Raw genomic sequence first — 18,176 nt, 5'->3', positions numbered from 1 at the left:
CCGCGCGGTGATGGGCTGAAGCACATGACCGCTTCGACCCTCGACACCTCCGCGCGGACCCCGCTGAAGGGATGGCTCGCCGTCCTCGCGGTGACGCTCGGGATTTTCTCCCTCGTCACCACCGAGATCCTGCCGATCGGCCTCCTGACCCCGATCGGCGAGGACTTCCGGATCACGCCGGGGACGGCGGGCCTGACCATGACGCTGCCCGGTTTCCTCGCCGCGCTCGCCGCCCCCGCGGTCACCGTCGCGGCCGGGCGGCTCGACCGCCGGCTCCTGCTGTGCGCGCTGATGGTGGTGCTGGCACTGGCCGACGTCCTCGCGGCGACCGCGCAGGCCTATGGGGCGGTGCTGGTCTCGCGCGTCCTGGTCGGGCTGGTGATCGGCGCGTTCTGGGCGATCGGCTCCGGGCTGGCCGTGCGGCTGGTCGGCCCCGAAAAGGCAGGCACGGCGACGGCGGTGATCTTCTCGGCCGTGCCGCTCGGCTCCGTGCTGGGCGTCCCGGCGGGGACGTTCGTCGGCGAACTGTTCGGCTGGCGGGCCGCGTTCGCCGTGATGGCCGTCTTCACGATCGGCGTCCTCGCCGCGCTGGCCCTTTCACTGCCCCCACTGCCGTCGGCGGGCGCCACCCGGCTCGACGTCCTGCGCGAGATGACACGCGGGCGGGCGACCCGGCTCGGCCTGCTGGTAACGGTGCTGGTGGTGCTCGCTCACTTCGGGACCTACACCTACGTCACGCCGCTCCTGCGCCAGGTGACGCAGGTGAGCCCGGAGTCGATCACCGTCTTCCTGCTGGTCTACGGCACCGCCGGGATCGCGGGCAACTTCGTCGCGGGGGCGGCGATCGCCCGCGACCTCCGGCTGACCTTCCTCACCGCCGCCGGTCTGATCGGCGTCGCGGCGGTGGCGTTGCCGTTTCTCGGTGGCTCGCAAGCGGGTGCGCTCGTGCTGCTGGTGGTCTGGGGTTTCGCCTACGGAGCGGTCCCGGTCTGTTCGGGAACATGGTTCGCGAAGGCGGCACCGCAGGCTCCCGAGGCGGCGTCGGTGCTGTTCACCTCGTCGTTCCAGGCGACCCTTTCGGCGGGCGCGCTGCTCGGCGGGATCGTCGTCGACGCGGTCTCCGTAGCGGCCGTGATGGTCGCCGGTGGGGTGGTCGCGTTGCTCGCGGTGGGCGTCCTCAGCCGAGCACGGTCAGCGTGACCAGCGCGGTCGTCCCGACCAGCAGCGTGGAGAGCAGGCCGAGAAGCAGGGCTCGCCCGCCGGTGCGGATCAGCGTGCCGATCCGCACCGCGAAGCCGAGCCCGAACAGTGCCCCGGCCAGCAGCAGCGTGCAGGCGACCTTGGCGAGGTCGAGCGCGAAACCCGGCACGATCCCGGTGCTGCGCACGGCGGCCATCGCGAGGAAGCCGAGGACGAACAGCGGGACCAGCGGCGGCCGCTTCCCGTCGGCGGGACGGTGGCGTTCGCACACGCCGACCGCCGCGACCATCGGCGCCAGCAGGACCACGCGGCTGAGCTTGATCACGATGGCGACGGCGACGGCGGCGCTGCCCGCGGGGGTGGCCGCGGCGACGACCTGCGCGACCTCGTGCACGCTGAGCCCGGCCCATTCGCCGATCCGGGCCGCGTCGAGGCCGAGCCAGCCGCCGAACAGCGGGATGGCCGCGATGGCGAGCCCGCCGTAGAGGGTGACCAGCGCGACCGCAGTCGCGACGTCCGAGTCCTTCCGCTTGACGACGCCTTCCATGGCGGCGATGGCCGACGCGCCGCAGATCGAGAACCCGGTCGCGACCAGCATCGCCAGGCCGCGCGGCACGCCGAGGAGCCTGCCGAGGCCGATCGTGCCGAGGAAGGTGATGCCCACCGTGAGCACGACGGCGAGCAGTGTTCCGGGGCCAAGCGCCAGCACCGAGGGGAGCGAGAGTTGCAGACCCAGCAGCACGACACCGGCACGGAGGAGCTTCTTGGTGACGCCGGAGATCGCTTTCCGGGTCTCGTCCGACAGCGCGGGCAGCGAGCCGGTGAAGATACCGAGCACGACGGCGATGGTGAGCGCGCTGACGACGGGGAACGCGGTGCCCGCCAAGTAGGCGACGGCCACTCCGGCGGTGGTGATGGCCAGCGCGGTCAAGTAGGGCTTCGTCGGTCTCGCGTGCGTGGTGCTCATGATTCGAGCTTCGCCTGGACGGGATGGCCTCGGTAGCCGGGAACGCGAGGGGTAGGTCATAGACTTCGGCTATGACCACACCCGATCTGGACTCCCTGCGCCTGCTGGTGCTCGTCGACGAACTCGGCAGTATCGGGCAGGCCGCGGCGAGGCTCGGGATCGCCCAGCCGTCGGCGAGCAAACGACTGTCCACAGTCGAGCGACGGCTCGGGCTGGTGCTGGTCGACCGGACGCGCCGGGGATCCGCGCTCACCCCCGACGGCCGGGTCATCGCGGGCTGGGCGCACCGCGTGCTGTCCGAACTGGACGGTCTACTCGACGGCGCGGAAGCGCTGCGCACCCAGCACGAGGCGCACCTCCGCGTCGCCGCGAGCATGACGCTGGCCGAACATCTGGTGCCGGGCTGGATCGGTGAGCTCAAACGGGAGAATCCGGGGCTGTACCTCGGATTGGAGGTCACGAACTCCGACCAGGCCGCCGAACTGGCCAGGGAGGGCAAGGTCGACCTCGGCTTCGTCGAGTCGCCCGGCGCGCTGCCCGGTCTTTCTTCGAAACGGGTCGCCACCGATCGCCTCGCCCTCGTTGTGGCCGGAAGTCACCCGTGGGCGCGCAGGCGCCGTCCGCTGACCGCTGCCGAACTGGCGATCACCCCGCTGGTGGTCCGCGAACCGGGCTCCGGGACCAGGGAGACCGTGGACGCCGCCTTGCGCAAGGCCGGCGTCGGCCCGGCGAAACCGTTGCTGGAACTGGGGTCCGCCTCCGCGGTCCGCAACGCCGTGATCGCCGGGGCCGGGCCGGCGGTGATCAGCGAACTCGACGTCGCCAGGGACGTCGCCGACCGCAGGCTCGTCCCGGTCGCGGTCGAGGGGGTCGACTTCGGCCGGGTACTGCGCGCGGTGTGGCCGGCCGGGAGACGGCTCGCCGGTCCGGCCGCGGCGCTGCTGGCACTGGCGGTCCGGAATGCGAAAGCCCGGTGAGTCCCTTCACGTGTTTCCGTGACCGGCTCGATACCGAAGGGCCCGTTGTGGTCTTGCCGAAAGCGGAATAGAGAAATCCGGGTGATAGACGGTGCTCGTAGTGCCGTGGGTGCCCCAGATGGCGCTGCTGACACCGTCTGCGAAAGCCGGTGGCACGGGGCGCCGCTGGTGGTCGCCGGGCAGGTGGCCGACGCGGGCGCCGGTGTCCGCCTGCGGTTCGGGAAGGCGAAACCCGACCGCATCGCGGCCACCGTGACCAGCGTGCCGGACGATCCGGCGTACCGGCCGGCGGCCGAAAAGGCGGGTGCCTCGTTCCGGGAAGCGGGCGGGGCCTCGACGGCGGCCGATCACCTGGAGTCTCTACTCGGGTAGCCCTTGAAAAGCCCGCGTGTAGGGACTCTCCTGGAGGGGTACCAACTTCACGAAAGTTGGAGTCGCCGTGACCGCAGTGAGGACAACGCACGAACCGCGGGCCGTCCGGCTCGGTGGGAGGAGCCGCGGCCCCAAGGGCAGCGTGTTCCTCGACGTCGTCCGCACCCTCGATCACAAGACGATCGGCCTGCCTGATGCTGTTCACCTCGCACGGCACGATCATGCTGTTGCTGTACGCGATGCCGAACCTGTTCGCCTTCGCCAACCACATCCTGCCGTCGCAGATCGGCTCACCGGACCTCTCGTTCCCGCGGCTGACGCTCACCTCGTTCGTCACTCCGGGCGGAGCACCCGACTTCGGCTGAGGATCCGGTCCGAACGGCCGGCGTTCGAACTCCATTACCCCCATATGGTCCCCCGGCCGCGCGCCGAGGGCCACGCTGGCCGACCGAGGGAATGAGGTACCGCGCATGATCCCGATGGACGTGGAGGGGATGGCAGTCCTGGCTCCGGAAGCGGCGCCGGTGATGCTGCTGCGGGAACGGCAGGGCGAACGCCGCTGGCTGGCGATCACGATCGGCGGCCCCGAGGCGAGCGCCGTGGCGCTCGCGCAGGAGAAGATCCGGTTGCCCCGGCCGGGCACGATCGAACTGATCGGCCAGGTGGTCGAGTCGTTCGGGCACCGGGTCACCGGGGTCGAGGTCACCGCGCTGCGGGACGGCATCTTCTTCGCCGACCTGGTGCTCGACTCCGGCATCCGCGTCTCGGCCCGGCCGAGCGACGCGGTCGCGATCGGGCTGCGTGCCGGGGTGGGGATCGAGGTGGCCGACTCGGTACTGGAGGTCGCTTCGGTGCGGGTCGAGATCGTGGGCTCCGGGCCCGACGCGGAACTGCCGTCGGTGCCGTCGGACCCGGTCGACCAGGAGCGGGAGGTCGAGGAGTTCCGGGCGGCTTTGGACAAGATCGCTCCGGAGGACTTCGGGGAACCGCCGCCCGACGATCCGAAGCCCTGATCGGTGTTATGAACGGACCTTTCATAACAAAATCTGTTATGAAAGGTCCGTTCATAACACGCGAGGGGAGCAGGGGCTACTGCTTCGCGAGGCCTCGCTCGATCGCCTCGATGATGCGCGGCCGCATCTCGGCGGCGCTGATGATCGCGTCCACCGAACCGACCTTCACCGCGCGCTCGATGCTGTGCACGCCGTCGAACTCGGTCGCGACCGCGCCCAGCTTCTCGGCCCGCACCGACGCCCGGACGTCGGCCAGTTCCGCGGCCAGCGCGGCGCGTTCGGCGCCGGTCGCCCCGCTGAGCTTCTCCGACAGCGAACGCACCCGCTGGTCCGCCGCGGTCCGCGCGTTGACCTCGCCGGCGAACACGACCGCCGCGGCGGGCGCGCCGCCGAGCACGGAGGCGAACGAGCCTTCCAAGGCCAGCACGGTCATGTTCGGGTTCAGCGCCTTCGAGAAGACCACGAACGCGCCGCCGTGGTATCGCGAGATCACGGTGAACACGATCGGACCCTTGAAGTTGACGATCGCCCGGCCGATCTCCGCGCCGTACTCCAGCTGGAGTTTCCGCATCGACTCCGGCGAACCGTCGAAGCCGGAGAGGTTCGCCAGCACCACCAGCGGCCGGTTGCCGCTGGCCGCGTTGATCGCTCGCGCCGCCTTCTTCGACGACCGCGGGAACAAGGTGCCCGCGGTGTAGGTGTCCGGGCCGTCGGTGGGCGGGAAGCCGCGGCGCGGTACCGAACGCGACTCGATGCCCAGCAGGCACACCGGCCGCCCGCCGAGGTGCACGTCCTGCACGGCCGCGGTCTCCGCGTCGGCCATACCCGGCCAGCGTTCCAGCACCGGGTGGTCCTGGTCCGACAGCGCGCGCATCACGGTGCGGATGTCGAACGGCTTCTTGCGGTCCGGGTTGGCCTCACGGGAGAAGATCTGCCCGACCGTGGTGAAGTCGCTGTCGACGGCCGCGTGCGGGAACGACGACACGTCCCTGTCGACGGGGTCGGTGGTGATCGCCTTGCGCGGACCGGATTCCTCCGGCGCCACATAGGTGTGGTCGTAGTGCGACATCAGCACGTCGCGCGCCGCGGCGAGGTTCGGCGCCCAGTACTGCGCCTGGCCGTTCGGGCCCATGACGCGGTCGTAGCCGCCGATGCCGAAGTTGTCTTCGGCCGAGACGCCACCGGAGAAGTCGAGCGACTGCTTGCCGGTCAGCACCATCGCGGAATCCGGCGTCATCACCAGGATTCCCTTGGTGTGCATGAGCATCGTCGCTTCGGCGTTCCAGTACGGCTGGGCACCGACGTTGATCCCGGCCACGACGATGTTGATCTCACCGCCGTCCTGGGTGAAGTGCACGATCCGCTTGAGCGCGGCCGCGACCCAGTCCATGTTCTCGGTGCCGGACTCCATCGAGATCCGCGCACCGGCTGAGAGGGCGTACCACTCCAGCGGGACCCGCAGCCGTTCGGCGAGGTCGAGCGCCGCGATCACCCGCGAGCACTCCGGCTCCGACAGCGCGCCGAGCGCCTTCGTCGGGTCGCCGAGCAGGACGACCCGCTTGACGCCCTCCGGGTGACGCTCGGTCGGCGTGGTGACCACACCGGCGACGATCGCCGCCTTGTTGCGTCCCTTCGGCCGGTCGACCGGGACGAGGGTGTTGCTGTCGTCCAGGTCGTACTCGGTGAACGAGCCGAGCATCTTGGTCAGCTCGTACGGGTACACCGTGTCGCGGCGGCGGGCCCGCAGGACGTTCTGGCGGTAGTCGTCGAGCGGCAGGATCGGCTCGGTCGTGGGCTCGGACAGCGACATCTGCACGCCGCCGCTGACGTCGTAGCCGATACGCACGGCGACCTCGGCGACCTCCCCGGTCACGCGGTCGCGCTGCCTGCCGAGGAATTGGACCTCTTCGAGACCCGCACCCGCCGTCGACGGCTGCACTCGCTGCGCGACGGTGTTCAGTTCCTCGCCGGTGAGCTCACTGGTCGGCCACACGTACAGCATGATCCGGTTGGTGTCGAAGCGCTTCTTCGGCGGAAGTTTCGCCTGCACCTCACGGATCGCGTCGAGGCAGCCGGCCAGCGTGCCTTCGACCGCAGGCAGGGCCAGCAGCTTGCCGTCGTTGTCCCGCAACGGGGTCAGGTCACGGACCTGGGCGAGCGCGACCAGCCGCTGATCCGACGGGTTCATCGGCGAGACGCATTTGAAGAGGTAGACGTCCTCGTCGCCGGACGGCAACCGGGTGAGGTCGAAGTTCGCCAGCCGCTGCAACTGCATCCGCTGCGCGATCAGCGGGTGGAGGCCGCGGATCAGCCGCTCCTCGGAGAAGCCGGTCGAGGACGGGCGGAAGGTGAAGTGGTGGTGCGTCACCGCGCCACCGTGCCCCGCGACCGTGGTGGTGACGCGCCGGACCCGGCTCGGCAGCGACGCGGCCGTGACGACCTCGCGCAGCCCGGCCGCCATCGTGTCGTCGTCGGCGGTCTCGTCGTCCCAGGTCAGATAGAGGTCTGCTTCGACGTCGGTGTCGGCGGGCAGTCCGGAGGCGAGTTCGGCGACCGCCTTGATCGCGCCGGGCAGCCCGGCGCGGTCGACGGCGGTGGTGGCCATGTGGAACCGCTCGTTCTCGTCGGCGTAGTCACCGGCGACGAAGGTGCAGCCGCCGACCGTGACCTGCTGGACGCCGGTGAACGTGCGGTTGCCGTAATAGCGGCGGCTCAAGACTTCGAGCAGCGGGGTGTGGTCGGTTCCGGGGCGCCCGATCCGCTGCCCGAGCAGGCGGACCAGCGGCTGGGCGCTGGCCAGCATGCTCGCGATCCGGTCGGCGCGGTCCGGCGAGTCCGGGTGCAGGTCGAGGTGACGCAGATGCTTGCGGACCTCGCTGTAGACCTCGGCGCGGGTGCGGCGGAGCAGCGGCTGAGCGAACCAGCGGAACACCACGCTGCGGGCCAGGTCGCCGACCACCGGGAAGCGGAGCTGGGTGGCGGCGATGAGCTGCTCCAGCGCCTTGCCCGCCGGTTCGCGCATCGCTTCGAACGGCTGCGGTTCGGTGAGCCACTGCCGCAGCACCGCGGTGACGATTGCGACGTCGGAAGCGGTCCGCTGCTGGGCGAGGAAGATGCGGAACACCGCCTCCTCCAGCTCCGGCGTGCGCTCCAGATCGTCGATGCCGTAGTGCGCCAGAACCTTCTTGAGCCTGTTCTGGAACGACTCCGACAGCCCGGCGCGTTCGACGTCGAGGCTTTGCAAGTAGCTGTGGAAGAACTCGCGGGCGCTGTGCACCCGGGTGTTCGTTTTCGCGTCCTCACGCATCGGCTTGTTGCGCATCAGCTCGGACAGGTCGGCGAACACGGTCAGCAGTTCGATCTCGCCCTCCAGCGGGCGGTCGCCGTTGGCTTCCACCTCGGCCCTGGCGGCCAGATACGAGCTGAGCGTGCGGCGCTCGTCGTGCGGATCGACGTCGAAGCCGAGCAGGAGGCTGCGCAGATCCTGCCGGCCGCGCGCGATCCGCTGCGGCGCCGACGCGCCACCGGGCTCCACGGGGAGCTCGATCTCGACGCTGCCGGTGTCCTCGGCGACCTCGTTGCCTTCCTCCGCCAGCGGTTCGAGCCGCAGCAGGGGAGCGCCGGTCTCGACCTGGCTGCCGACCGAGACGACACACTCACGCAGCTTCGCGCGGAACGGCGCGCGCAGCACCGTTTCCATCTTCATGCTCTCCAGCACCAGGATGGGAGCGCCCGCCTCGACCTCCGCTCCGACCTCGAGCGGCGTCGCGACGACGAGCGCGGGCGCGGGGGAGCGGACGACGCCGCCCTCGTCGCGGCTGATGCGGTGGGTGACGCCGTCGACCTCGACCAGGTGGATCGGCCCGTGCGTGCCGGTGACCAGGCGGAACCGGGTGCCGTTGACGGTGATCTGGCCAGTGTGCTCGTCGAACCGGTCGACCTCGACGTCGGCGGGGTGGATGTCGCCGCCGCCCGCGGAAACGCCGACGCGGAACCGGCGGTGGCCGATCCTGGCCACGCTCACCCGGTACGCGGCGCCGCGCAGCTTGAGGTCGAGCGGACGCCCGCTCTGGTGCTGCACCTGCGGGCGGCCGCCGTGCGCGGTGGAGAAAAGCCGTTGGCGCTCAACGGCTTCCTCATCCTCGTAGGCCTCGATCGCGGCGGCCGCGAGCGCGATCGCGGAATGGCGGTGGGTGACCAGCTTGCCTTCGCCGCGGACCCGGTCGATCCAGCCGGTGTCAGCGCTGCCGTCGATCACCTCGGGCTGATCGAGCAGGTCGAGGACGAAGCTCTTGTTGGTCGCGCCGCCCTCGATGATGACCGTGGTCTGCGCCATCGCGCGGCGCAGACGGCCAAGTGCTTCGTCGCGGTCGCGGCCGTAGGCGATGATCTTTGCGATCATCGAGTCGAAGTCGGCCGGGATCGTGTCGCCTTCGCTGACCCCGGTGTCGACGCGGATGCCCGGTCCGGCGGGCAGGGCGAGGCGCGCGATGCGGCCGGGCGACGGCGCGAAGTCGCGGTCCGGGTCCTCGGCGTTGAGCCGCGCCTCGATGGCGTGACCGGACTCGGCGGGCTGGGGGCCTTCGAGCTTGCCGCCGGAAGCGACGTACAGCTGGGCCTTGACCAGGTCCATGCCGGTGGTCGACTCGGTGATCGGGTGCTCGACCTGCAAGCGGGTGTTGACCTCGAGGAAGGCGAACAGCTTGTCACCGGGGTGGTAGAGGAACTCGACCGTTCCGGCGCCGCAGTAGTCGACCGCGAGCGCGAGCCGCTCGGCGGACCGCTTGAGCTCGTCGGCCTGCTCGGGGCTCAGCACCGGGGAGGCGGACTCCTCGATGATCTTCTGGTTGCGGCGCTGCACGGAACAGTCGCGGACGCCGAGCGCCCACGCGGTGCCCTGGCCGTCGGCGATGACCTGGACCTCGACGTGCCGGGCGCCGGTGACCAGGCGCTCCAGGAACACGACGCCGCTGCCGAAGGCGCGCTCGGCCTCCAGGCTGGTGCGCTCGTAGGCGTCCTTGAGCTCGCCGGCGGAGGTGATGACGCGGATACCGCGGCCACCGCCGCCGGCGGTCGCCTTGAGCATCAGCGGATAGCCGATCTCCTCGGCGGCCTCGATGGCGGCGTCGAGATCCGCGACCGCGCCACGGCTCCACGGCGCGACCGGAACGCCGACCTCCTCGGCGATCAGCTTCGCGCCGATCTTGTCGCCGAGCTTGCGCATCGCGTCCGCGCTCGGGCCGATGAAGGTGATGCCCAGCCGCTCACACAGCTCGGCGAACGCCGGATCCTCGGCCACGAAGCCCCAGCCGACCCAGGCCGCGTCGGCCCCGGTCTCGGTCAGCGCCCGCTCCAGCACGGCGAAGTCGAGGTACGGCCGCGCCGACGCCGGCCCCAGGTTGTAGCTGATGTCGGCTTCCCGCACGAACGTCGCCGACCGGTCCGCATCCGTGTAGAGAGCGACGGTCTCGATCCGCTGTCCGGTCTCCGCCGAAAGCTCGCGGGCGGCATGGATGAGCCGCATCGCGGCTTCTCCGCGGTTGACGATGGCGACACGACTGAACACCGACTGAGCCTCCCAAATACGCAGCACAACAGGTGACGTCCCGCCGGATCACGCGCGGGACAGTCTCCTGTACCTGCCTTACAGCCTGCCTCTTACCGGCCGGTACGAGAATGTCGCCGGTGACGCATGCCGAGGGCCGGGTATTGTAGGAACCCGCCAAAAAGTGTCCTGGAACACCTCGTCGAGGGCCCGAATGACGTGATGAAGTGGACAATCGGGGGCTGGGCCCGGTAGCCGGGGTTCGCGTCGTGTCACCAGCTGTTCACGCCGGTTTCATCGGAGTTGGCCGGGTGGGTTTTCGGCTTGGGTGCGCGCTGGGTGGCGTCGGCTTCGTCGCCGGGTCGCGAAGGTGTGTGGACGTCGGTCCGGCGGCGGCTCGGCTGGGAGCGGGTGTTGCCGCTTCTCGGCGACGACTCGGCGCGGTGGTGTCTTGTGGGTGGCGGGCGCGGGCGGACGCCAAAGGTCGCGTTGCCGGCACGGCGGTCGTTGGTCTGTGCCGAGGCCTGCTCGGAGTCGGGCGCGGATGCCGGTCTCAGGTGGATGGGCCCGCTGCCGTTGGGGGCCTGTGCCGGGGTCTGCTCAGGCGGTGTTGCCGTTTCTCGGCAACGGCGTCAAAACGGTGGCTCGTCGGTCTGGAGTGTTTTCGGGCGAGCTTCGTGGAGGGGTGGAGGTGTGCTGTCGTAGGTCTGTCCGGTGGGGGTGGTGATGGTGAGGGTGCCGTCGGGTGCGAGCCGGTAGGTCCAGCCGGGTTCGTCTTTGAGTCGGTGGTCGCGGCGGCAGAAGCTGATGAGGTCCGCGGCGTCGGTGTGGCCGCCGTGCTGCCAGGGCACGGTGTGGTCGAGGTCGCAGGCTTGGGCGGGGCGGTGGCAGCCGGGTCTTCGGCATTCACGGTCCCGCACCCGGACGTATTCGTCGAGACCGGCGGTGGGTCGGTAGCGGTCCCGGCCGAGGTCCAGCACTTGTCCGGATGGTGGGTCGGTGATGATGCGGCGCAGGACGGTGTTGGGTCCGGTCGCGATGTGCCGGGCCAGTGACGCCGGAAGGTGACCGTGCCCGGCAAGCTCCGCGGGGTCGTCATTCAGCCCGAGGTAGGTGAACAAGTCCATATAGAGGAATACCTCGGTGCGTTCACTCACCCCGTCTTGTCCGCCGAGGAGGAGGTCGAGGGCGACATCGGCACGTAATTGATCGAGGGTGCGGGTCTCGCCTTCGGTCTTGAGTGCCCGTGCTTCACGGTCGATCCGGCGGTAGGCGGCAGTAACTTTTTCGACGGGGCCGTCTTCGATCTCGATCGACGCCACCCCGGTCTCACCGTGGCGTAAACTGAGTCGGCGGCCGTCGCGATGGTGCTCGGTCCGTTTGTCGGCGCCCTCGCGGTCGACCGTCATCGCCGCATAACCCGCCGCCTTCCGGATCTGCTCCGAATTCTTCCCCGGTAACCGTTCTTCCAGCAGGGCGTCGGCGGCGCGGGCGTTCTCGTCGGATAGCCAGGCGGTGGCGGCGGCGACCTTCATTGCCCCGAAACCACTCACCGCGCCTTTGTCCATCAGCCCCAGGGTGCGGGGCAGCCGGGTGGTCAACGCATCGGCCGCAGCGACCATCTCGGCAGCATGACTATCCACAAGGGACAGTGCGAAGGCGACTTCCTGCGCCACGCTCCGCGCGCCCTCGCGATGCCGGTTCAGTTGCGCCAGGGCGCGGAACCGGACCGCTTCCAGGCGTGCGATCCCCGCTGAAGCCGCGACCGCCACAGCAACGGAATCCTTGTCATCCAAGAACTTCAGTGATGTATTGATTTCCTTCAAGAGTCGAGGGTCGGTGAGGTCTTCGAGTAGCGCCACAGGGGCGTTGTGAATGTCCACTCAAAGAACCTACAACCGGCCACCGACACTTTTGGATCTTGCGGCGTTGTCGGCCATTGCCGATTTCCGGCAACGGTCTTTGGGCTTCCTCGACAGGTCCGCCGCGCCGCGGCGACTTCGTCGTCAGGGCCCGATGAAGCGGTGCTCTGCTGTGTCACTGGGCGTGTCACTCGGTGTCCTTCCGCCTGCAGTGACCACGAAAGACGGCCATTGCCGATTTCCGGCAACGGCCTACAGGTACGTGCCTCGGTGACCGCAATGACGGTCGTCGACAGTTGGGGCTCTGACGACCCGACTATCGCCGATTTCCGGAAAACCCCAACCTCAGTAATAGTGCCGCATCCCCGCCCACAACTCCGACCAAGGCCGAGAAGTCCCCGCACGCAAGGAAATCCGTACCCCTTGCTCCTCGTTCTCCATCCCGATCCCATTGTCGTGCACCGCCATCTCACGACATCCCGTGAACCACTCCGGAAGATACGGACCCACCACGACCATCGGGCCGGCGTCGTCCGGGGGCGGGCCCCAGTCCGCATAGGACATCTGCCCCGAGTACACCGCCGGAAGCCCGTAGTGCTCCAAAGCTCCGGCCTGCCCGTAGTTCCGCGTGAAGATCACCGCGTCCGGGACCTGTGATCGAACGCGGGCGACCGTCAAGGCCAAGAACGCGGCCAAGGCCCGTCACCAGGTCCGGTTCAGCCAACGCAGGCAGGGATCCGCGCCTGCGGCCGTGAGCAGCAACAGAAAAGGTGCCGAGTAGTACGGCTTTCCGCCCAGTACCACCAAGATCACGAACAGGATCGGGTAGGCCAGAGCTGGCGAGCGAGCCCAGCGCAGGTCCGGGTCGCGCCAAAGCCGGAGTGCGCCCGCGATCCACACCGGTACGACCACCGGGGAGAGGGAGAGCAGTCGCATCGGCGCGAACAGGATCCGGTTCTCCGCGCCGTCGTCCTCGCTGATCCCGGAAGTACCGTCAGCAAAGGGAAATCGTGTGACGCCTGCCAGATCAAGCCCGGCGCGGCCACTGTCAGCGCGAGCGCGATCCTGGCGGCGATCCAGCCGCTGCGCAAAACCGTACGCGGGCCGACGGCGAGTACTGCCAGGCCGATCGAGGTGACCACCAACAGGACGAGCCACTTGCGCTCCAGGCCGATGCCGATGACCGCGCCGATCGCGAGCCACCACCGTCCGTCGCCGGTGCGGAACAGGCGCAGGACCACCAGGTCCAGCGCACTCCAGACCAGCATGTCGACCACGACGAACGCCGACAGCGCGGTAGCGGTTGCGGTCAGGACCTGTGCGCCGCGGAACTCCCGGGCGACCAGTGCCAGCAGGACGACCGTCCCATGGCGCCCAAGGTGGCCGCCACGTGGCGCCGAAGACGTCGGTCGTAAGCCTCGTCGGCAACGGCGTCAGCGAGGGCCGATCCACTGGAAGCCGTATCGGCCGGAGAACAGTGTGAGCACCACCGCCTGTGCCGCGATGACCAGCCCTACGGGACCCCAAGCGAACCGATTCAAGCTCATGGTGCCTCCCCGGACGAGGCAACCCTACTGCGTGGGCGGGGCCAGTTCGACGCGATTGCGGCCGCCTTGTTTCGCCCGGTAGAGCGCCGTGTCGGTGGCGACGAGGAGGTCGTCGACGCTGGTGATGTTGGCCGCCGGGTAGAGGGCCCCGCCGATCGACACCGTCAGATCGGTCAGCACGGCGTCGCGATCGGGCAGCGCGACCGACACCACCGCCACCTGGTGCCGGATCCGTTCGGCCACCTGGCGCAGTGTCTCCTCGCTGTGGACGTCCGGGATGACGATCGCGAACTCCTCGCCACCCCACCGCCCGCAGACGTCCTGCTCCCGGATCTCGGCGCGCAGCGCGTCGCCGACCGCGCGCAGGACGACGTCGCCGTTGGGGTGGCCGTAGGTGTCGTTGATCGTCTTGAAGTTGTCGAGGTCGAGGAACAGCACGCCGAGTTTGCGGCCCGCACGCGTCCGGCCGAGGTGTTCTTCGGCCAGCTGGCGCCACCGGCGTTTCGTGACCAGCCCGGTGGTGGCGTCGGTGTGCGCGTCGCGCCGGTACTGCGTCAGCAGCAGCCCGCGGTGCAGCGCGACCAGTGCGATGACGACCCCGACCAGCACCAGCGGGTTGGCCTGGACGAGGACGACGGCCGTCACCAGGCCGAGGCCGAGCGCGCCGGCCTCGAGGATCTGGTCGCCGAAGCCGGAGAACAGCTCGCCGATCGACTTCGGCGGTGACGAGAGCGCGATCGCGATCATCACCAGCACGGTGTTGATCGCCCAGCGCAGCCCCGCGGCCACGATGATGACGGCGAGATCGCCCAGTCCGGAGAGCAGCCCGGAATCGGGCGTGCCGGGGTAGTGGCGCATGCCGAGGCTGAGGACGACGACGGCCGCCTGCGTGCCGCAGAGCACCGTCGCGGCGGAAAAGATCCACCGATGGGGGAGAACCGGCCGTTGGTGTGGCCAGATCCTCAGCCATGCGATGGTGTAGGTCACCACGACCATCGCGGCGGCGAGCACCGGCGGCAGCGCGATGACGGCGGCGACGCTCCAGACCGCCTTGGTGTCGACGTAGGCGACCGACGGGGCCCTGTCGTACTCCCGTTGGCGTTCGATCTGCCGGGTGCCCTCGATCGCGATGGCCGCGCACAGCGTCAAGACGCCGAACCGGGCCAGGTCGGCGCCGGTGACCGGGATCAACCGGGCGGTGGCGGCGGTCGAGAGGACTGCGATGAGATTCACGACCAGGACGTAGGTACGCACAGATCGCGGCAGGCTCCACAGGTGCCAGGCCCTGAGCCGTCGCCGCGTGCCGCCGAGTCGTCCGTCCACGCACCCTCTTCCGTCGGTGATCTACACCGTAATCGAACCGGGACGGCGACGAACGCGTCGTTTCCGACGATAAGAGGCGCGGCCGTGAATTCCCCCGGACAGCCCAACCAAAACGAGGGAGGTGCACCGATGCAGGACAACAACTGGTGAGTGTTTTGCCGGATAGATCGCTATTTCGAGGGAGGTGAACGGCATGCGGGACAACAACTGGACGTGATCAGGAACGGTGCTCACCAACGGGTGTCGTCCCGCCGACCGGACCGACGGGGTCCCCCAGTCCTTCCGGCCCGCGGCGGGACGACACCGCACGTGTCCAGCCCGCGCCCGCGACGCAGGCGACCACCGCACCCGCGACCGCGGCGACGGTGATCGCGGTGGTCGGCGCGACGACCTGGGCCAGCAGCCCGCCTGCCGCGATGCCCGCCGCCTGCGCCGCCCGCAACGCCGCGATCGCGACACCGATCACCTGACCACGATGGTCCGGCGGCGCGGCGAGACCATACTGCGTCTGAGTGATCATGTCGTGCGCGGAGAACACTCCCGAGATCGTCCACAGCACGACGATCGTGACCAGACCGGGCGCCCAGCCGGTCGGGATCAGCACCAGGCTGCTCGCCACCGTCAGCGCGCCCAGCAGCCGGACCTGCCGTTCCCGCGGGATCCGGCTCAGCAGGATCCCGCCGAGCACCGAGCCGGCCGGGTTCGCGGCCAGCAGCCACGGCAGCGCGCCTGCCCCGCCGAGTTCGGCGGCGACCGGGACGGCGAGACCTTCGGGCACGACGTAGAAGCCGCAGCAGCACGCGATGAGCAGCAGCCATCGCAGCTTGCGGTCGCGGGCGACGAGGCGGCACCCCGCGATCAGGGACGGGCGCCGGTGGTGACGTGGCGCCGACGGCGGGTACCGCTTCAGTCCGAAGCGGAGCATGAGTGCCGACAGCGCGAACGTTCCCGCGTCGATGAGCAGCGCGCCGGGGACGCCGAGGCCGGTGACGACGGCGGCGCCCGCGCCGAAGCCGACCACGAGTCCGGCCTGGTACGTCGAGGAAATGACGGCCTGGCCGACGACAAGGCGGTCCGGGTCGAGCAGGTCCGGCAGCATCGCCTGGCGTGCCGCGTGGAACGGTCCCGCCATGAGCTGCACGAAGAACAGCAGCGCGGCCGCGGCGGGCAGCGGCAGCCCGGGGACCGCCATCAACGCGATCAGGACCGCGCGGCCGACGTCGGTCACCACCATCACGATGCGTCGCGAGAACCGGTCCGCGATCCCGCCCAGCGCGCCGCCGAGGAGATCGGGCACGAACGTCAGCGCGTACGCCGCCGAAGCCCATCCTGCCGACGACGTCCGGTCGAACACCAGCACCGTGAGCGCGACCCTGGCCAGCTGGTCACCGGCGACCGAGAGCAACTGCGCGAGCCAGATCCGGCGGAACTCGGCGACCGCGAACACGCTGCGGAACGACGCCGCCCTGGCTGGCATGCGTTTCAGGCTGTCGTGTGGCGGCTACTTCGCGCAACCCCCGGAAAAGTTCGGAAATATGCACGGCCGTGTCGAACCACGGGGTACCCGTTCGACGTGTCGGTAAGAGAAGGAACGGAGAATCCGATGTCGCATTCACTGGGGCCGCTGGCGAACAACCTGGCCGCCTACGCCATCTACTCGACCGCGCAGACCGAGATGCGCCACGCCTACAAGCTGATCGAGGCGGGCGACTACCTCGGCGCCGCCGCGGAGATCGACTCCGCCGCGCACGCCGCCGAGGTACTCGCCAGGGCCACTTCCGGTCTGGACGCCGAGCGCTCCGAACGATGGCTCAGAGTCGTCGCCGCCCGGAGGCGGTTCGCCGAACAGGCCCGGGTCCGGGCATCGGGCACGGCACTGGCCCTCGCCGCTTAACGGAAAGCGCGTCGATAGGTGACCGGGCTGACGCCGGTTGTGCGTTTGAACCGGTCACGGAACGAGGTGGGCGAACCGAAACCGACCTCGGCGCCGATCCGCTCGACGGCGTCCTGGGTGGTCTCCAGCAGATGCTGCGCCTGCCGGATCCGCGTCCGGTGCAGCCACTGCAACGGTGTCGTCCCGGTCTGTTCGCGGAAGTGCCGGATCAGCGTGCGGGTGCTCAGGCCGGCGCGTGCGGCGATGTCGGCGAGACTGAGATCGCGGGCGAGGTTTTCCTGCATCCAGAGCAAAGTGGGTTCCAGCGCCGCGCCGCGGGGGGCCGGGGGATGCCGCAACGCGATGAACTGCGCCTGACCACCCTCGCGTTCCAGTGCCATCACCGAAAGGCGGGCGGCGTCGGCCGCGATCGCGGAGCCGTGGTCGCGGCGGATCAGGTGCAGGCACAGGTCCAGGCCCGCCGCGGCGCCCGCGGACGTCAGGATCTGCCCGTTGTCGACGTAGAGCACGTCCGGGTCGACGTCGATCGCCGGATGGGTCCCGGCGAGCAGGTCCGCGGCGATCCAGTGGGTGGTGGCGCGGAGTCCGTCGAGCAGTCCTGCGGCGGCGAGGACGAAGGTGCCGGAACAGATCGAGGCGATCCGGGTGCCCTTCGCCGCGGCCGTGGTGAGTGCCTCGCGGACGGCTTCCGGGATCGGCCGCGTCGGTTCGGCGGTGCCGGGGACGATGATCGTGTCGGCCTCGCGCAGCGCCTCCAGGCCCCACGGCGCGCGCAAGGTGAAATGCCCGGCGTCGACGTCGGGCATTTCGGCGCAGACGAGCACCCGGTAACCCGCGCTCCCGTCCGGCAGCCGGGTCCTGGTGAAGACCTCGATGGGTGTCGACAGGTCGAACGGGATCACCTTGTCCAGCGCGAGCACGGCGACGGTGTGCATGACCGCAATTTAGCGCGCGTGGCGAGATCCCGTTGGAAGGCGTCGTTCACGCCACTGGGAGCGAAGGTGTCCCGGTTCTAGCGTCGAGCCATGATGATCATCGCGCCGATTCTCGTCGGCCTCGCCTACGTCGTCCTGATGTCGCTCATCCACGAACCGCACCGCCGCCGTTTCAACGCGATCATGGTGGCGGGCGCGGGCGCGGCGTATCTCGGCGGTGGCGGCCTCGGGATCTGGGAATTCGCCTTCACCGCGGTACTGGCCTACGTGGCGTACCGCGGCCTCGAGTCGTGGACGTTCATCGGCATCGGCTGGCTGCTGCACACCGCCTGGGACGTCGTGCACCATCTCAAGGGCGCCCCGATCATCCCGTTCCTGGACGACTCCTCGTTCGGCTGCGCGATCTGCGACCCGGTCATCGCGATCTGGTGTCTGACCGGCGGGCGCTCGGTGACGGACTTCCTTCGCGCCCGTGTCGGTCCCCGTCGCGCGCGTTCTTCGGTCGGATGAAACGAGCGAAGCGGGCGCGTTCACCGCCGAA

14 protein-coding genes and 2 pseudogenes are annotated in these 18,176 nt (G+C 69.7%); 7 read left to right on the top strand and 9 right to left on the bottom strand.

The features are described from left to right. Positions 1-24 precede the first annotated feature (24 nt). Positions 25-1,200, top strand: a complete 1,176-nt coding sequence (locus tag BS329_RS32075) for an MFS transporter (RefSeq protein ID WP_084750461.1) — start codon at positions 25-27, stop codon at positions 1,198-1,200. Here BS329_RS32075 and BS329_RS32070 read toward each other — a convergent pair. Beyond that, positions 1,178-2,167 (bottom strand): YeiH family protein, encoded by a 990-nt coding sequence (locus tag BS329_RS32070; protein ID WP_076165520.1) that lies wholly within the window; start codon positions 2,165-2,167, stop codon positions 1,178-1,180. The genes BS329_RS32075 and BS329_RS32070 overlap by 23 nt on opposite strands. Positions 2,168-2,238: 71 nt before the next feature. On the opposite strand from BS329_RS32070, the gene BS329_RS32065 reads away from it, so the two are divergent. The 4 genes and pseudogenes from BS329_RS32065 (at position 2,239) to BS329_RS32050 (ending at position 4,529) form a co-directional block, all read left to right on the top strand. Next, on the top strand, positions 2,239-3,144 hold the full coding sequence (locus BS329_RS32065; protein ID WP_076165517.1) for a LysR family transcriptional regulator: 906 nt from the start codon (positions 2,239-2,241) through the stop codon (positions 3,142-3,144). A gap of 105 nt (positions 3,145-3,249) precedes the next feature. Continuing rightward, complete coding sequence (locus tag BS329_RS42085; RefSeq protein WP_208619309.1) at positions 3,250-3,516, top strand: hypothetical protein; 267 nt, start codon at positions 3,250-3,252, stop codon at positions 3,514-3,516. A 76-nt stretch (positions 3,517-3,592) separates the two neighbouring features. After that, a pseudogene (locus BS329_RS44210) lies at positions 3,593-3,878 on the top strand (cbb3-type cytochrome c oxidase subunit I); the annotation flags it as partial. Between the two features lie 108 nt (positions 3,879-3,986). Continuing rightward, positions 3,987-4,529: a bifunctional nuclease family protein gene (locus tag BS329_RS32050; protein WP_076165513.1), complete on the top strand. Its 543-nt coding sequence runs from the start codon at positions 3,987-3,989 to the stop codon at positions 4,527-4,529. Between the two features lie 76 nt (positions 4,530-4,605). Here BS329_RS32050 and BS329_RS32045 read toward each other — a convergent pair whose 3' ends face one another. From BS329_RS32045 to BS329_RS32025, 7 genes and pseudogenes are all read right to left on the bottom strand, one after another. Further along, positions 4,606-10,095 carry an ATP-binding protein gene (locus tag BS329_RS32045; protein ID WP_076165511.1) on the bottom strand — a complete coding sequence of 1,830 codons (5,490 nt, stop codon included), beginning with the start codon at positions 10,093-10,095 and terminating at the stop codon, positions 4,606-4,608. Positions 10,096-10,706: 611 nt separating this feature from the next. Beyond that, the gene (locus tag BS329_RS32040) at positions 10,707-11,936 is read right to left on the bottom strand and encodes an HNH endonuclease signature motif containing protein (RefSeq protein WP_076165509.1); all 1,230 of its coding nucleotides are present in this window, start codon (positions 11,934-11,936) and stop codon (positions 10,707-10,709) included. Between the two features lie 345 nt (positions 11,937-12,281). Next, positions 12,282-12,632, bottom strand: coding sequence for a hypothetical protein (locus BS329_RS44840; protein WP_244197380.1), 351 nt, complete (start codon positions 12,630-12,632; stop codon positions 12,282-12,284). A 6-nt stretch (positions 12,633-12,638) separates the two neighbouring features. Then, entirely contained in the window at positions 12,639-12,872 is a 234-nt protein-coding gene (locus tag BS329_RS44835; RefSeq protein ID WP_244197387.1) for a hypothetical protein, read from the bottom strand. A gap of 146 nt (positions 12,873-13,018) precedes the next feature. After that, positions 13,019-13,204: pseudogene (locus BS329_RS44830) on the bottom strand (hypothetical protein); the annotation flags it as partial. Between the two features lie 303 nt (positions 13,205-13,507). After that, complete coding sequence (locus BS329_RS32030) at positions 13,508-14,806, bottom strand: GGDEF domain-containing protein (protein ID WP_425266388.1); 1,299 nt, start codon at positions 14,804-14,806, stop codon at positions 13,508-13,510. A gap of 217 nt (positions 14,807-15,023) precedes the next feature. Next, a complete protein-coding gene (locus tag BS329_RS32025) occupies positions 15,024-16,283 on the bottom strand; it encodes an MFS transporter (RefSeq protein ID WP_076165508.1) in 1,260 nt (419 codons plus the stop codon). A 126-nt stretch (positions 16,284-16,409) separates the two neighbouring features. On the opposite strand from BS329_RS32025, the gene BS329_RS32020 reads away from it, so the two are divergent. After that, positions 16,410-16,700 carry a hypothetical protein gene (locus BS329_RS32020; RefSeq protein ID WP_076165505.1) on the top strand — a complete coding sequence of 97 codons (291 nt, stop codon included), beginning with the start codon at positions 16,410-16,412 and terminating at the stop codon, positions 16,698-16,700. Here the strand turns inward: BS329_RS32020 and BS329_RS32015 are convergent. Further along, positions 16,697-17,635, bottom strand: coding sequence for a GlxA family transcriptional regulator (locus BS329_RS32015; protein ID WP_076165502.1), 939 nt, complete (start codon positions 17,633-17,635; stop codon positions 16,697-16,699). The two genes, BS329_RS32020 and BS329_RS32015, sit on opposite strands and share 4 nt — an antisense overlap. A gap of 90 nt (positions 17,636-17,725) precedes the next feature. Between BS329_RS32015 and BS329_RS32010 the strand changes: the two genes are divergently transcribed. Beyond that, positions 17,726-18,145 carry a DUF6010 family protein gene (locus tag BS329_RS32010; RefSeq protein WP_076165500.1) on the top strand — a complete coding sequence of 140 codons (420 nt, stop codon included), beginning with the start codon at positions 17,726-17,728 and terminating at the stop codon, positions 18,143-18,145. The last annotated feature ends 31 nt before the right edge of the window (positions 18,146-18,176 follow it).

Source organism: Amycolatopsis coloradensis, from assembly GCF_001953865.1.
Taxonomy (GTDB): domain Bacteria; phylum Actinomycetota; class Actinomycetes; order Mycobacteriales; family Pseudonocardiaceae; genus Amycolatopsis; species Amycolatopsis coloradensis.
Note: the sequence above shows the minus strand (reverse complement) of the source record. Positions and strands in the feature narration are given on the sequence as shown.

Coding starts and splice junctions, on each gene's coding strand:
- BS329_RS32075 (WP_084750461.1), top strand. CDS start 25: ATGACCGCTTCGACCCTCGACACCTCCGCGCGGACCCCGCTGAAGGGA.
- BS329_RS32070 (WP_076165520.1), bottom strand. CDS start 2,167: ATGAGCACCACGCACGCGAGACCGACGAAGCCCTACTTGACCGCGCTG.
- BS329_RS32065 (WP_076165517.1), top strand. CDS start 2,239: ATGACCACACCCGATCTGGACTCCCTGCGCCTGCTGGTGCTCGTCGAC.
- BS329_RS32050 (WP_076165513.1), top strand. CDS start 3,987: ATGATCCCGATGGACGTGGAGGGGATGGCAGTCCTGGCTCCGGAAGCG.
- BS329_RS44835 (WP_244197387.1), bottom strand. CDS start 12,872: ATGCGACTGCTCTCCCTCTCCCCGGTGGTCGTACCGGTGTGGATCGCG.
- BS329_RS32025 (WP_076165508.1), bottom strand. CDS start 16,283: ATGCCAGCCAGGGCGGCGTCGTTCCGCAGCGTGTTCGCGGTCGCCGAG.
- BS329_RS32020 (WP_076165505.1), top strand. CDS start 16,410: ATGTCGCATTCACTGGGGCCGCTGGCGAACAACCTGGCCGCCTACGCC.
- BS329_RS32015 (WP_076165502.1), bottom strand. CDS start 17,635: ATGCACACCGTCGCCGTGCTCGCGCTGGACAAGGTGATCCCGTTCGAC.
- BS329_RS32010 (WP_076165500.1), top strand. CDS start 17,726: ATGATGATCATCGCGCCGATTCTCGTCGGCCTCGCCTACGTCGTCCTG.